This window comes from Peribacillus huizhouensis, assembly GCF_014138605.1.
Taxonomy (GTDB): domain Bacteria; phylum Bacillota; class Bacilli; order Bacillales; family DSM-1321; genus Peribacillus; species Peribacillus huizhouensis.
The window spans coordinates 1-13,794 of record NZ_JACJHX010000035.1; the positions used below are offsets into that span (position 1 = coordinate 1).

The following is a 13,794-nucleotide window of genomic DNA, read 5'->3' on the forward strand; positions in this document are numbered from 1 at the left end:
TTTAGCGCCGATGGTAGTTGGGGGTTTCCCCCTGTGAGAGTAGGACGCCGCCAAGCAATCTAAGAGATCAGCTATTTATAGCTGGTCTCTTTTTTTATGGACTTATACGTTTTGTTGTACCTTATATGCTCGGTGTCGAAATGCTCATAGGATGTGGATGCATCAACTAATTGGTCCTTTAGGTATATTGTATGCCCGCCGTCACTCTCGAGCTTCTTACCCCTATTAAAATCGCAAATTAACCTCTTCGAAGCATCCGAGGGAATTCTTCATCCAAATTCCCTTTCAAGTGGTTAGCGTGCAACTGTTTATGGATTAAGGCTAATTTAGAAAATTATTCGTTATTCAATTTTCGAGGGTTTATATTTTGGTATGAAGGACATAGGGACGGAGCCTCGTTGATTTAAATAGGATCTAACCAATTAAATTGCCACTCCGCCATTTAAGTTCTTTATCCTGCTTTAATAAACATCCAGTCTTAAAAAAATTATTGTGGGAAGAATCTTTCACTTGTTAACCATTGATAAATTAAAAATGGGATTTTTTCTTGCGTTATTGATAAAAATTGAAGAATGAGTGGATAGTCTTCGTTAGGTGTTGTCTTCAATAACTCTGACCACCACTCGGTTTCATAACGACATATCATACTTAAATTATACAGCACTAGATAGTGAATCATAATTTCAGGTAAGGTTGCGCACTCAGAACTTTTAGTAACAGAAAGCATAAAATTTTTATCAAATAAATGATATCGGAAAGGGGCATGCTTATTGAATAAAAGCTTTTGATCTATTGTCATTTCTAAACGTTCAGTTTCTGTAATAGATATATTTAGCTTTGTTTTTGATTCTAAATATTCTTTAAAGCGATTTGTTGTCATTTGATAAATATCAAGTATGGAAGGTGATAAATGATATTGATTTTTATCGTGAAGCTGTAGAGTTTGATAACTTTTTTTCCCAAATAAATATTGATGGCTTTCATAAAGTTCTGGAATTTCCTTCAACAAGGATTTCATAGTATAACGCTCATTTTCCATTTGTTTTATACCGAATACTTTATCTAACGCATGCATATACAATCCATTTTTCTGGATTTTGATTTCATCTTGCAAAAATTCATATTGTTGTTTCTTACGCTTTCTTGTTGTTACTCCATGTGCAAGGACCCCTGTGTTTTCCGGGTAGTTGGGATCGTTAGTGAGAACACATGCTTTAAGAAGTTGAGTAAAGCCATAAAACATAAGAACAGGCTGAATCGAGAGAGGTGCAATTTTTGCTTGGGTATAATAGGTCTTGCCGTGTTCAAGATAATAGATGAAGGGGTAGCAGTTTTCGTAACTATTCTTATCTGCTGTTGGGTCATTTATGGAACGATAACATTTATTTAAATAAATTTGTGTCCGAGATGCTGAGTAAAAGTTACTGAGTAAGTCCCAAAAAGTGGGGTAATTCATCATAAAATATTCTCCTTCTAATAAATAGAATAATCAGAAATTTTCTGTTCTCCTTGACAGTATTTTGTCCAATTGATAACCTACTAATAATATTTTTTTAACCTGGAGGGAAAAAAATGTGGGAAAATAAGTTCGCAAAAGAAGGATTGACCTTTGATGATGTATTATTAGTGCCAGCAAAATCTGAAGTTCTACCGAAAGATGTAAATTTACAAATTACTTTAGCAGAAAACTTAAAACTAAATTTGCCTATATTAAGTGCTGGTATGGATACAGTTACCGAGGCTGAGATGGCAATTTCTATGGCTCGTCAGGGTGGGTTAGGTATTATTCATAAAAATATGACGATCGAAGAGCAAGCGGAAATGGTAGACAAGGTCAAACGGTCAGAAAGCGGAGTTATTACTGATCCATTTTTCCTAACTCCAGAACATCAGGTATTTGATGCTGAGCATCTAATGGGAAAATATCGAATTTCTGGTGTTCCAATTGTAAACAATCTTGAAGAACAAAAACTTGTTGGAATACTTACAAATAGAGATTTACGCTTTATCCAAGATTTCTCTATTAATATTTCCGATGTTATGACTGTTGAAAACTTGGTCACAGCACCAGTTGGAACAGATTTAAAACAAGCTGAAAAAATCCTTCAAAAACATAAAATTGAAAAACTTCCGCTTGTAGATGATAAAGGTGTATTAAAAGGTCTTATTACAATTAAAGATATAGAAAAAGTTATTGAATTTCCAAACTCTGCAAAAGATAAGCGTGGTCGATTACTTGCTGGTGCAGCAGTCGGAGTAACAGGAGATACACTAAAGCGTGTTGAAATGCTCGTCAAAGCTCACGTTGATGCAATTGTAATTGATACTGCACACGGGCATTCAAAAGGTGTAATTGATACAGTGAAAGAAATACGCAATATATATCCAGAATTAACGATTATCGCTGGAAACGTAGCAACAGCTGAAGCGACGAAAGAGCTAATTGAGGCTGGAGCCGATGTAGTCAAGGTTGGAATTGGACCTGGATCTATCTGTACGACGCGTGTTGTTGCCGGTGTTGGAGTTCCACAAATTACCGCCGTTTATGATTGCGCGACTGAGGCGAGAAAGCATGGAAAAACAATTATCGCTGATGGTGGTATTAAATACTCTGGCGATATCGTCAAGGCTTTGGCAGCTGGCGGCCATGCGGTAATGTTAGGCAGTATGCTTGCCGGTGTATCTGAGAGCCCTGGTGAAACGGAAATATTCCAAGGACGTCGCTTTAAAGTATATCGTGGAATGGGATCTGTTGCGGCTATGGAAAACGGTTCAAAAGATCGATATTTCCAGGAAAATAATAAAAAATTTGTGCCTGAGGGTATTGAAGGTCGTCTAGCTTATAAAGGACCATTATCTGATACAATTTATCAGTTGATCGGTGGGATTCGTTCAGGAATGGGCTATTGTGGCGCTGCACACTTACAAGATTTACGAGAGAAAACTCAATTTATTAAGATGACAGGTGCTGGGTTGCGTGAAAGTCATCCACATGATGTACAAATCACAAAAGAAGCACCGAATTATTCCTTATAAATAGAACTTTATATTCATAATTACAAGTTAAAATTTCTGGACAGAGTATGAAAGTACTCTGTCTACTTTTTTTGATTTTTTTATGATAAACTAGACAAGGTGTACGTCAAATAACGAGGAGAGACTCTTCGAAATATATAGATCAAGTTAGTTGGAGGTATTGAAAATTGAAAAGATTTAGCAAGATTTCACTAGTTTTTATCACAGCTCTTACTCTAGTATTATCACAACTTGCCTTTCTACCAAATGATGCAAAGGCTAATACAGTTGATCTTGGTTTAAAAGCGGAAGCTGCAATCATTCTTGATGGAGAAACAGGTCGTATCCTATATGAGAAAAATGCAGATAAAGTACTTGGCATTGCATCAATGTCTAAAATGATGACAGAGTATATTGTTTTGGAATCAATAAAAAATAAGAAAATTACATGGGACCAGAAAGTTAATATAAACGAATATGTTCATAAGCTTTCTAAGGCACCTGGTTTGTCTAATGTGGGATTAACGCAGGGTGAAGATTATACAGTAAAAGAATTGTACGAAGCGATGGCCATTTTTTCCGGAAACGCTGCTACTGTAGCATTAGCAGAACTTATTAGCGGTAGCGAGAAGAACTTCGTTGGATTGATGAATAAAAAAGCTGGAGAATTAGGGTTAAAAGATTATAAATTTGTCAACTCTAGCGGTTTAAATAACTCGAGTCTGATGGGCAATATACCTGCTGGTAATGAAAATGAAGAAAATGTTATGACAGCGAGAGATACAGCAACACTTGCTTATCGTTTAATTACCGATTTTCCGGAAGCATTAGAATATTCGAAGATTCCGAGGTTGAAATTTAGAGATGGGAAGGAATATCCAAATTTCAACTGGATGCTGCCTGGGTTGATTTATGAGTATGAAGGTGTCGATGGATTAAAGACAGGATCTACAGACTTTGCAGGATTCGGACATACAGCCACTGCCATTAGAGATGGCCAACGTTATATCACGGTAGTCATGAAGTCAACTTCTAAAACTGAACGTTTTGAGGATAGCATTAAACTCATGAATTATGCTTTTGGTAATTTTGGTAAGGAAGAACTTATTCCAGCAAATTACCAAGTGAAGGGCCATAAGACGATCCCTGTAGCAGACGGGAAAGAAAATTCAGTAAAGATCCAATCAAAAGAAGCGATTACTGCAGTTATTAATCATGCGAACAAAGACAATTATCAACCTGAACTGGTTATTGATGAAAAGAAGTTGAATAAAGACGGTAAACTTGAAGCACCAGTTAAAAAAGGTGATGTAATTGGTTATCTAACAGTTAAGTCGAAAGATGGAACAGATTATGGATTTATCGACGAAGCAGGTGCAAAAACAGGCAAAGTAGATGTTGTAGCTGCAGAAACAGTAGAAAAGGCAAATTGGTTCGTATTATCTTCTCGAGCTATAGGTGGATTTTTCTCTGATATTTGGAGCAGCGTTTCCGAGACAGTAAAAGGCTGGTTCTGATTTCCATCTCGTGATTAAGGATAAAAGGGTTGCAACATGGTAAGAATTATAGTACATTATGGAAAACAATTTCATTCATTAAAACGATGACAGGAACCAGTAGTAAGTCTTGCTTTCTAAAGAGAGCCGATGGCAGGTGTAAATCGGTGGAAGTAACTTATGAATCCATCCTGGAGTAAAGTATGGAACCCCATTGATATGGGTAGTAATTACTTTCGGCTTATGCCGTTATCTTACGAGTGGAAAGTACATTTGTGCTTTCAACTAGGGTGGCAACGCGGGTTAACTCTCGTCCCTTTTATAGGGACGGGAGTTTTTTGTGTTCCTGAAACTAATTGTAATGAAAAAACAAGGAGGAATGTGAAATGTTGGATTTAAAATATCTACGTAATCATTTAGAAGAAGTAAAGCGGGCATTGCAGTTCCGGGGTGAAGATTTAACTGATCTTGGAAAATTTGAGGAGTTGGATGGTAGACGCCGAGTACTAATTGCTGAAGGGGAAAGGTTAAAAAGCCGTAGAAACGAAGTATCTCAACAAGTTGCTATGTTAAAACGGGAGAAAAAAGACGCGGATCAATTGATTATTGAAATGAGAGAAGTTGGCGATCAAATTAAAGGATTTGATGATGAGTTACGCAAAGTGGAAGCTGATTTACAAAGAATGCTTTTATCAATTCCGAATATCCCTCATGAAAGTGTTCCTGTAGGAGAAACAGAGGATGATAATGTTGAAGTAAGAAAATGGGGAGAGCTTCCTCAATTTGCTTTCGAACCTAAGCCGCATTGGGATGTTGCTAGTGAATTAGAAATCTTAGATTTTGAACGAGCGGCCAAGGTAACAGGAAGCCGTTTTGTATTCTATAAAGGTCTAGGTGCTCGTCTTGAGCGTGCATTAATCAGTTTTATGCTTGATTTACATGTAGAGGAGCACGGTTATGAAGAAATGATGCCTCCATACATGGTGAATCGCACAAGCATGGTAGGGACTGGGCAGCTACCAAAGTTTGAAGAAGATGCTTTCCGGATAGAAAGTGAAGATTATTTCTTAATTCCTACTTCTGAGGTACCGGTTACGAATTATCATCGTGATGAAATACTAAATGGAGAAGCTCTGCCATTCGGTTATGCAGCATATAGCGCTTGCTTCCGTTCAGAAGCCGGGTCTGCTGGTCGCGATACACGTGGATTAATTCGCCAGCATCAATTTAATAAAGTAGAGCTAGTGAGGTTTGTGAAACCTGAAGACTCATATGCAGAGCTAGAGAAGCTTACAGGCCATGCAGAAAAAGTATTACAGTTGCTAGAGCTACCATATCGCGTACTAAGTATGTGTACGGCAGATCTTGGATTTACAGCAGCTAAGAAGTACGATATTGAGGTTTGGATTCCGAGCTATGGAACATATCGTGAAATTTCTTCTTGCAGTAACTTTGAAGCATTCCAAGCAAGACGGGCAAATATACGCTTCCGTCGGGATCCCAAGGGTAAGCCAGAACATGTTCATACACTAAATGGATCTGGTCTTGCTATCGGAAGAACGGTAGCAGCTATTCTTGAAAATTATCAACAAGCTGATGGTAGTGTAATCGTTCCAGAAGTCTTGCGTCCTTACATGCGGGGAGCAGAAGTAATAAGACCATAATGAAAGCAGAGGTTGTCTCAATAAAGGGTTAAACCCTATGAGACAACCTCCCTTTGCATTCATTATGAAAAACAAAAAATGATCCGTTGACTTTCGCGTAAACCTATTGTAATATAATACATGTTAATACGGAGGTATACCCAAGTTTGGCTGAAGGGATCGGTCTTGAAAACCGACAGGGGAGTCAAATCCCGCGGGGGTTCGAATCCCTCTACCTCCTCCATTTCTTTTAAAATTAACCACAGCGCATAAATTGGAACTCGTAAAACTCGTTGCAGATGTAACGGGTTTTTTTATTTAGAAATTTTAATTGGATATTGAAATTTGTCTGTTCGCATATTTTATACATCCTTATTCTTGAGCTTATGCCATTTAAGGATCACATCTCAAAAGCAAAGGGTCCGACCCCACAACAACTAAAGTACAGTATTAGATAAGTGTATGAAACACTATATACTGATTTAGAGTGCGAGGTCAGACCCTTATGAGACCATCTATTTTTTATAGTCTTCTTAATTTTTTTGTTTGGTTTAAAAAGGTTGAAATTCGTTCGACAATTGGTTCAATTGATTCTTCACTTTGGATTAGGTCATACTCATTAATGTTTAATCGTAAGACTGGACAAGCATTAAACTGATTAATCCAATTTTCATAGCGGCGGTGCATTTCTGTCCAATACTCGATAGGAGTTTGTTGTTCCATTGGGCGGCCACGGACTTTAATTCGTGACAAGATGTCATCTAATGATCCTTCTAAGTATATAAGCAAGTCTGGATGTGGGAAGTATGGGGTCATGACCATCGCGTCAAAAAGACTTGTGTAGGTTTCGTAATCAGTAGGGTTCATCGTTCCTTTTTCGTAATGCATTTTTGCAAAAATTCCCGTATCCTCATAAATGGATCGATCTTGAATAAACCCTCCGCCATATTCAAATATACGTTTTTGTTCCTTAAAACGTTCAGCAAGAAAATAAATTTGTAAATGGAAGCTCCAGCGATCGAAGTCTTCATAAAACTTATCTAAATATGGGTTTGTATCAACTTTTTCGAAGGAGGTGCGAAAGTTTAAGGCGTTAGCCAATGCATTTGTCATGGTGGATTTACCGATACCTACCGTTCCTGCAATGGTAATGACTGAGCTAGACGGGATATCATATTTTTTTCGTAAATTCATTCGTATATACTCCTTTTTAAAAGCGCGTTCTCTATGTGAGTCATAATCATAGACCGGTCTTCTTTGTTTTCAATAAAATCAATTTCATCTCCACTAAAGCGAAGAACCGGAATATCGGGGTGTTGTTCTTCGAACGTTGCCATGAAATGCTGATAATCAATGGTTAATTGTTCAAGGTAAATGGGACTGATATTCTTTTCAAAATCCCGGCCACGTTTTCCTATTCGTTTTAACAATGTTTCTAAACTTGCGTCTAAGTAAACGACCATATTTGGGTTGGGCATGTCTGCAGTAAGGATGTTAAAAATATTTAAGTATTTTTCGTATTGCCGATTTTTTAACGTCCTTTGTGCAAAAATTAAGTTTTTAAATATATGATAGTCTGCTACAACAGCTTGGTTGTTAGCGAGGAAGTTCATTTCGATATCTTCGAGTTGTTTGTAACGGTTGCAGAGGAAAAACATTTCCGTTTGAAAGCTCCACTCATCTATATTTTCGTAAAATTTACCCAAAAAAGGATTTTCATCAACGATTTCTTTTAATAAGGCAAATTTGAAGTGTTCAGAGATTGCTTTAGCAAGTGATGTTTTTCCCACACCAATTGGTCCCTCAACGGTGATAAATGGTGTGTTTATCATGAATTACGTCCTCCTTTAAAGCGATATCCCAATGGAATAATCGTGCGTTTCCGACTGTGGCTATGAATAACCATCCATTATTGTATCACAGACTGTTGGACTGGAGTGATAGAATTCTCGTTAATGGAGAATTGAATATATTGGTGGATTGGAATAGGGTATATATTTTGAATGAAACAGAAACTAGGGAGGTCATACTGGTCCTATCTGTGCTTTTAGTACATTTTTCATCATGGTAAGAGCGTACTGATTATCATCAGGACTGGCAGAAGCTAGGCAATTCTCTGGTATCCATAGCGGATATTCTCTCATATAAGCATCATTCGCAGTGAATAATACACAAATATTTCCGGCAATTCCTGTAATTGTGAGCTGGTCGACTTTTAAATGGTGCAATAATGTGTGAAGAGAAGTTCCGTAAAATGCCGAATGCTTTGGCTTTATTAAAAAATAATCATCTTCATCTGGTATAATTTGTTCAATAATTTGTGTGTTTTTTTCATTTTTACACAATGCAATTATTTTGTTGTAATTAGCCTGCCATAAATTATAATGATCATTAATATAAATAATAGGATAACCATTTTCTTTACAGATGTTTTTTAAAGTGAGGATTGGTTGGATGATGGGGATTGTATGTTTGAGAAGCATGTCACCATGCGTAAATTTAAAATCATTAATCATATCTATAATAAGTAAGGCTTGTTGTAGATTTTCTTGTTTCATTTTAGGTAGTCTCCTTTTTGGTAGCTGTTTATAAATATGTAATTATGCTTACAAGTTCGAAGTGAATAAGAGTAGTGTGTCTGAATGACGGTGGCTTTACTCGTTTTGAAATAGGCTCTTAGTTGATATGTGAAATGAACGTGAAAGGATAATGATGATGGACGATCAATACTATATGAGGGAAGCATTAAAAGAAGCCGAAAAGGCTGGTCAAATAAATGAAGTTCCAATCGGTGCAGTCATCGTACTTCAAGATAAGATTATTGCAAGGGGACATAATTTACGAGAAACAGAGCAAAATGCAATCTCGCATGCTGAACTTCTCGCAATTGACCGTGCTTGCCGATCGCAAGGTACATGGCGTTTAGAAGAAGCCACGCTTTATGTCACACTTGAGCCTTGCCCGATGTGTGCAGGAGCAATCATTCAATCAAGGGTAAAGCGTGTAGTATTTGGTGCAAGTGATCCAAAAGGCGGCTGTGTGGGAACGTTTATGAATTTATTGCAAGATGACCGTTTTAATCACCAAGCCGAAGTGACAAGTGGTATCCTTAGTGCAGAATGTGGACAGATATTAACTGAATTTTTTAAAGGTATTCGATTACGTAAAAAGGCGGAAAAAGAATCAAGAAAAGCTTTAATGGAAAAGAATTGGAAATAAGTTATTTTTTCTTTGCTTTGTTTTAAGGTAATTAATATTGCTTTTTATTGTAGGACTTAGTATAATAAATCATGCCGTGCTAAGCGGGGAGGTAGCGGTGCCCTGTACTCGCAATCCGCTCTAGCGAGGCCGAATCCCTTCTCGAGGTTAGTTTCCTGTAGGGTCTGCCTTAAGTAAGTGGTGTTGACGCCCGGGTCCTGCGCAATGGGACTCCATGAACCATGTCAGGTCCGGAAGGAAGCAGCATTAAGTGGAAGTTTCCATGTGCCGCAGGGTTGCCTGGGTCGAGCTAACTGCTTAAGTAACGCTTATGGGAGCTAATCGACAGAAGGTGCACGGTATATAACATAATAAATCAACTCATCCTTTTGGGTGGGTTTTTTTATATCATTTTTGAAATTGATAAAAATGGCTAAACCAACATTTAAGGATGGTGTGAGCAGAGCAAATTAGTACAATACAGGCATTTATACAAAAACTCGTTTTTTATAAGTTATTTGATCATGCTTTTTATGTATTGTGCAATTCTGTCCCCTTTTCCTTCATACAAATAGTACGCTATAATAGATAGGGAGAAAATAAGGGGGTGACAACGTGGGGTATCAAGCATTATATCGAGTTTGGCGACCACAGCAATTTATTGATGTAGTCGGTCAGGAGCATGTAACGAAAACGTTACAAAATGCGTTACTGCAACAGAAAGTTTCCCACGCCTATTTATTTTCTGGTCCACGCGGTACTGGGAAAACGAGTGCAGCGAAGATACTCGCTAAAGCTGTTAACTGTGAAAAGTCACCGACAAATGAACCGTGTAATGAATGTGCGTCTTGCTTAGGAATTACAGATGGATCGATCCAGGATGTGATTGAAATTGATGCTGCATCCAATAATGGTGTTGAAGAAATCCGTGATATTCGGGATAAAGTGAAATATGCACCCAATTCAGGTACATATAAAGTATACATTATTGATGAAGTACACATGCTTTCACAAGGCGCCTTTAATGCTTTATTAAAAACATTGGAAGAGCCGCCACAGCACGTCATTTTCATTTTGGCAACTACTGAACCTCATAAAATTCCTTTAACCATCATCTCAAGAACACAGCGCTTTGATTTTAAACGTATACAGCCCCAGGATATAGTTGGTCGGATGACCCAGATTGTTTCTGAAAGTGGTATTACAGTGGATGAACAAGCATTGCATATCATAGCCAGAGCAGCTGAGGGGGGAATGAGGGATGCCTTAAGTCTACTTGACCAAGCAATCTCCTTTAGTTCTGATGAAGTAAGTGTAGAAGATGCATTAACCGTAACAGGTTCTGTTTCCCATGTTTTTTTAGGGAAATTGGCACGGGCTATTTATGATAAAAATGTAGCAGGTGCTTTGGAAGTATTAGATGAGCTATTAGCAATGGGGAAAGACCCAGCTAGGTTTATTGAGGATATGATTTTCTTTTTCCGAGATATGCTCCTTTATCAGGCGGCTCCTGGGATGGCGAATTCATTTGAGAGAGTACTGATTGATCCACAATTCAAAGAATTAGCAGAGGTTATTTCAAACCGAGATATTTATAGCATTATTGAAAATTTTAATAAAACGCAGCAAGAGATGAAATGGACAAATCACCCGCGAATTTTTCTGGAAGTTGCATTAGTTAAGCTCTGTAATCAGGAACGTGAAAGTGCTGTGTCTGACGTTCATTTAAGACAGCTGACTAATAAGATAGAAGAACTTGAAAAGCAGCTAAGGGAATTGAAAGAAGGTGGAATTGGCCAAGCGGTTACAGCTCAAGCTGAAAAGCGGCCACAACCTTCTCGTTCTGTGAAAAAAACATATAAAGCACCAGTAGGGAAAATAACCCAAGTCCTTCGTCAAGCAACTAAGCAAGATCTTGCCCTTGTGAAAAGTAGATGGGGCGAAGTGCTTGAACAATTAGGACAGCAAAATTTAAAGTCATTGGCAGCTTTATTAAATGAAGCAGAACCAGTTGCTGCCTCTTCGCAGGCTTTTGTGTTAAAATTTAAGTATGATATTCATTGCCAAATGGCTATGGAAAACACCCGTTTTATTGAAGTAATGGCTTCAATCATGGAAAATGTGACGAGTCAAAGACTTGAAATGGCGGGAGTGCCTGAGAGTCAATGGCAAAGTATACGAGAGGGGTTTCTCTCCACTCAGCAAGTTGACGGTCAAAAAGAACCGGACATGAAAGAAGAAGATCCATTTATAACGGAAGCTCGCAAGTTAGTTGGAGATGAATTACTTGAAATTAAAGAATAATGGGAGGTAATACAAATGGGAATGCGTGGAATGGGAAATATGCAGAATATGATGAAGCAAATGCAAAAAATGCAAAAGAAAATGGCTGAAGCTCAAGAAGAGTTAGGCGAAAAGAAAATCGAAGGAACAGCAGGCGGTGGTATGGTCACTGTTGTAGTAACTGGCCATAAGGAAATTGTTGATGTAACAATTAAACCTGAAGTTGTGGATCCTGACGATATTGAAATGTTACAAGATTTAGTGCTAGCGGCAACAAATGACGCATTGAAAAAAGCAGATGAATTGACTAATTCAACGATGGGGCAATTCACGAAAGGGTTAAACCTTCCTGGTGGAATGATTTAATTAGCAAAACTAAAGGATAAATGAGGTTGTCTAAAAAGGGTCTGACCTCACATTCTATATAACGTTTATTACGTCACTTACACGTCGTATAAACGATTATATAGTAGATGTGGGGTTTGACCCTTTCGTTATGAGATAGCTTTATGTTTTTTGAGTTATGGTGTCTAGCGAAGAAAGTAATATGCTAGCCTATAAGTTGAAGAAGGCGTATGCGCTTTTCTTAATAGGAGGTATTTGATGCATTATCCAGAACCAATTACGAAACTAATTGATAGTTTTATGAAATTACCGGGGATTGGACCGAAAACTGCTGCGAGACTTGCATTTTTTGTATTAGGGATGAAAGAAGACACTGTATTGGATTTTGCAAAAGCGCTTGTAAATGCCAAGCGGAATCTCTCCTATTGTACGGTCTGTGGTCATATAACAGATCAGGACCCATGTTATATATGTGAAGATCAACGAAGAAGTCGTGATGTTATTTGTGTGGTGCAGGAACCTAAAGATGTCATTGCTATGGAAAAAATGCGTGAATTCAATGGTCTTTACCATGTATTACACGGAAGTATCTCACCGATGGATGGGATTGGACCAGAAGATATAAACATTCCAGACTTATTAAAGCGTCTTCAAGATGAAACGGTTCAAGAAGTTATTTTGGCAACGAACCCAAATATTGAAGGGGAAGCTACCGCAATGTATATCTCTAGGTTATTAAAGCCATCGGGAATTAAAGTCACAAGAATTGCACATGGGTTACCTGTAGGTGGGGATTTAGAGTATGCAGATGAAGTGACATTATCGAAAGCCCTCGAAGGAAGAAGGGAAATTTAAGAAGTAGCAGGGAGTGGGTCTTGTGTTCTTTCGTCGAAAAGGCAGACTTCGTAACGAAAATAACCAAAAATTAGTACAACAATTAGAGGGAATTAAAAGAAGTTGGCTCAACCAGAAATCATTACTAGAAAAAAGCCTTGATCCATCAGAAGATGCAATCATACAAACAAAAATTGCCGAAATTAAATATTTCTATCTATTTAAAGAAGCGAAAAGAAGAAAATTGACAGTTGGAAAACGTAAGTAAGAGTGTAATCACTTCATCATTGTTCTTATTTAGTTTTATCTACATAGAATGTAGTACGAGCTAATAAGGGGGGATGATGGTGGAGCCAATGGTTATTGTAAGTGTAATAGCTGGTTTAATTGTATTACTGCTTTTTGTCGGAGCGCCTATAAAACCAATCCGACTAATAGGGCAGGGAGTTGTTAAATTAATTATTGGCGCTGTTTTTTTATTTTTTCTAAATGTGTTTGGAAATCAATTAGGGGTTCATGTACCTATTAATTTAGCCACTTCTGCAATAGCAGGAATTTTAGGAATTCCAGGTGTAGCTACTTTAGCTGCGATTGATTATTGGATTATTTGAAGAATTCGAGAGAAACTTCTCGGGTTCTTTTTTAATTTCTCTCTTCAAGGTATACTAATAAGATATTAGGAATTAGCTATTATTTAGTAACAGGAGAAACAGTGTGGATTTAAATAAGTTTTAATATAAAAATTATATTTGTAAAATAAGTATTGACGAATTATTGAGAAGTTGCTAATATATATCTTGTCGCTAAAACGACATTGCATCTACTAGCAGTTAGAAAGAAACACTTTTTAAAATAAAAAATGTTGACGCTAATGAAAAGATGTGATATATTAATAAAGTCGCTTCTGAGAGGTTAGCGAAATTGCTCTTTGAAAACTGAACAAAACAAAGCGCCAACGTTTAAATTTAAGTGAGTACACA

General features: G+C 37.4%; 13 protein-coding genes, 1 tRNA gene, 1 other RNA gene and 1 other annotated feature. Of the genes, 11 read left to right on the forward strand and 4 right to left on the reverse strand.

The annotated features are described in order from the left end of the window. Positions 1–487 precede the first annotated feature (487 nt). Positions 488–1,459, reverse strand: a complete 972-nt coding sequence (locus tag HNP81_RS22885) for a YaaC family protein (RefSeq protein ID WP_246399561.1) — start codon at positions 1,457–1,459, stop codon at positions 488–490. Positions 1,460–1,572: 113 nt separating this feature from the next. Between HNP81_RS22885 and guaB the strand changes: the two genes are divergently transcribed. From guaB to HNP81_RS22905, 4 genes are all read left to right on the forward strand, one after another. Continuing rightward, on the forward strand, positions 1,573–3,036 hold the full coding sequence (gene guaB, locus HNP81_RS22890; RefSeq protein ID WP_182504121.1) for an IMP dehydrogenase: 1,464 nt from the start codon (positions 1,573–1,575) through the stop codon (positions 3,034–3,036). A 167-nt stretch (positions 3,037–3,203) separates the two neighbouring features. After that, the gene (locus HNP81_RS22895; RefSeq protein ID WP_182504122.1) at positions 3,204–4,532 is read left to right on the forward strand and encodes a D-alanyl-D-alanine carboxypeptidase family protein; all 1,329 of its coding nucleotides are present in this window, start codon (positions 3,204–3,206) and stop codon (positions 4,530–4,532) included. A 77-nt stretch (positions 4,533–4,609) separates the two neighbouring features. Next, positions 4,610–4,832: a binding site (T-box leader), on the forward strand. Between the two features lie 65 nt (positions 4,833–4,897). After that, positions 4,898–6,175, forward strand: a complete 1,278-nt coding sequence (serS, locus tag HNP81_RS22900) for a serine--tRNA ligase (protein WP_182504123.1) — start codon at positions 4,898–4,900, stop codon at positions 6,173–6,175. A 130-nt stretch (positions 6,176–6,305) separates the two neighbouring features. Then, positions 6,306–6,398: transfer RNA gene (locus HNP81_RS22905), tRNA-Ser, on the forward strand. A 278-nt stretch (positions 6,399–6,676) separates the two neighbouring features. Here HNP81_RS22905 and HNP81_RS22910 read toward each other — a convergent pair. The 3 genes from HNP81_RS22910 to HNP81_RS22920 form a co-directional block, all read right to left on the reverse strand. Continuing rightward, complete coding sequence (locus tag HNP81_RS22910) at positions 6,677–7,348, reverse strand: deoxynucleoside kinase (RefSeq protein WP_028390596.1); 672 nt, start codon at positions 7,346–7,348, stop codon at positions 6,677–6,679. Beyond that, positions 7,345–7,986 (reverse strand): deoxynucleoside kinase, encoded by a 642-nt coding sequence (locus HNP81_RS22915; protein ID WP_182504124.1) that lies wholly within the window; start codon positions 7,984–7,986, stop codon positions 7,345–7,347. Before HNP81_RS22915 ends, HNP81_RS22910 begins: the two co-directional genes overlap by 4 nt. A 192-nt stretch (positions 7,987–8,178) precedes the next feature. Continuing rightward, on the reverse strand, positions 8,179–8,712 hold the full coding sequence (locus tag HNP81_RS22920; protein ID WP_028390594.1) for a cysteine hydrolase family protein: 534 nt from the start codon (positions 8,710–8,712) through the stop codon (positions 8,179–8,181). Positions 8,713–8,866: 154 nt separating this feature from the next. Between HNP81_RS22920 and tadA the strand changes: the two genes are divergently transcribed. The 7 genes from tadA (at position 8,867) to HNP81_RS22955 (ending at position 13,425) form a co-directional block, all read left to right on the forward strand. Next, positions 8,867–9,373, forward strand: a complete 507-nt coding sequence (gene tadA, locus HNP81_RS22925) for a tRNA adenosine(34) deaminase TadA (RefSeq protein WP_182504127.1) — start codon at positions 8,867–8,869, stop codon at positions 9,371–9,373. Between the two features lie 74 nt (positions 9,374–9,447). Beyond that, positions 9,448–9,712: signal recognition particle sRNA large type (ffs, locus tag HNP81_RS22930), an RNA gene on the forward strand. A gap of 255 nt (positions 9,713–9,967) precedes the next feature. Further along, positions 9,968–11,656, forward strand: coding sequence for a DNA polymerase III subunit gamma/tau (gene dnaX, locus HNP81_RS22935; protein WP_182504125.1), 1,689 nt, complete (start codon positions 9,968–9,970; stop codon positions 11,654–11,656). A gap of 21 nt (positions 11,657–11,677) precedes the next feature. Beyond that, a complete protein-coding gene (locus tag HNP81_RS22940; RefSeq protein WP_028390591.1) occupies positions 11,678–12,001 on the forward strand; it encodes a YbaB/EbfC family nucleoid-associated protein in 324 nt (107 codons plus the stop codon). 237 nt (positions 12,002–12,238) lie between these two features. Further along, a complete protein-coding gene (recR, locus tag HNP81_RS22945) occupies positions 12,239–12,835 on the forward strand; it encodes a recombination mediator RecR (protein WP_028390590.1) in 597 nt (198 codons plus the stop codon). 22 nt (positions 12,836–12,857) lie between these two features. Then, entirely contained in the window at positions 12,858–13,082 is a 225-nt protein-coding gene (locus tag HNP81_RS22950; protein ID WP_028390589.1) for a YaaL family protein, read from the forward strand. Positions 13,083–13,161: 79 nt separating this feature from the next. After that, on the forward strand, positions 13,162–13,425 hold the full coding sequence (locus HNP81_RS22955) for a pro-sigmaK processing inhibitor BofA family protein (protein ID WP_028390588.1): 264 nt from the start codon (positions 13,162–13,164) through the stop codon (positions 13,423–13,425). The last annotated feature ends 369 nt before the right edge of the window (positions 13,426–13,794 follow it).

Coding starts and splice junctions, on each gene's coding strand:
- HNP81_RS22885 (WP_246399561.1), bottom strand. CDS start 1,459: ATGATGAATTACCCCACTTTTTGGGACTTACTCAGTAACTTTTACTCA.
- guaB (WP_182504121.1), top strand. CDS start 1,573: ATGTGGGAAAATAAGTTCGCAAAAGAAGGATTGACCTTTGATGATGTA.
- serS (WP_182504123.1), top strand. CDS start 4,898: ATGTTGGATTTAAAATATCTACGTAATCATTTAGAAGAAGTAAAGCGG.
- HNP81_RS22910 (WP_028390596.1), bottom strand. CDS start 7,348: ATGAATTTACGAAAAAAATATGATATCCCGTCTAGCTCAGTCATTACC.
- HNP81_RS22915 (WP_182504124.1), bottom strand. CDS start 7,986: ATGATAAACACACCATTTATCACCGTTGAGGGACCAATTGGTGTGGGA.
- HNP81_RS22920 (WP_028390594.1), bottom strand. CDS start 8,712: ATGAAACAAGAAAATCTACAACAAGCCTTACTTATTATAGATATGATT.
- tadA (WP_182504127.1), top strand. CDS start 8,867: ATGATGGACGATCAATACTATATGAGGGAAGCATTAAAAGAAGCCGAA.
- HNP81_RS22940 (WP_028390591.1), top strand. CDS start 11,678: ATGCGTGGAATGGGAAATATGCAGAATATGATGAAGCAAATGCAAAAA.
- recR (WP_028390590.1), top strand. CDS start 12,239: ATGCATTATCCAGAACCAATTACGAAACTAATTGATAGTTTTATGAAA.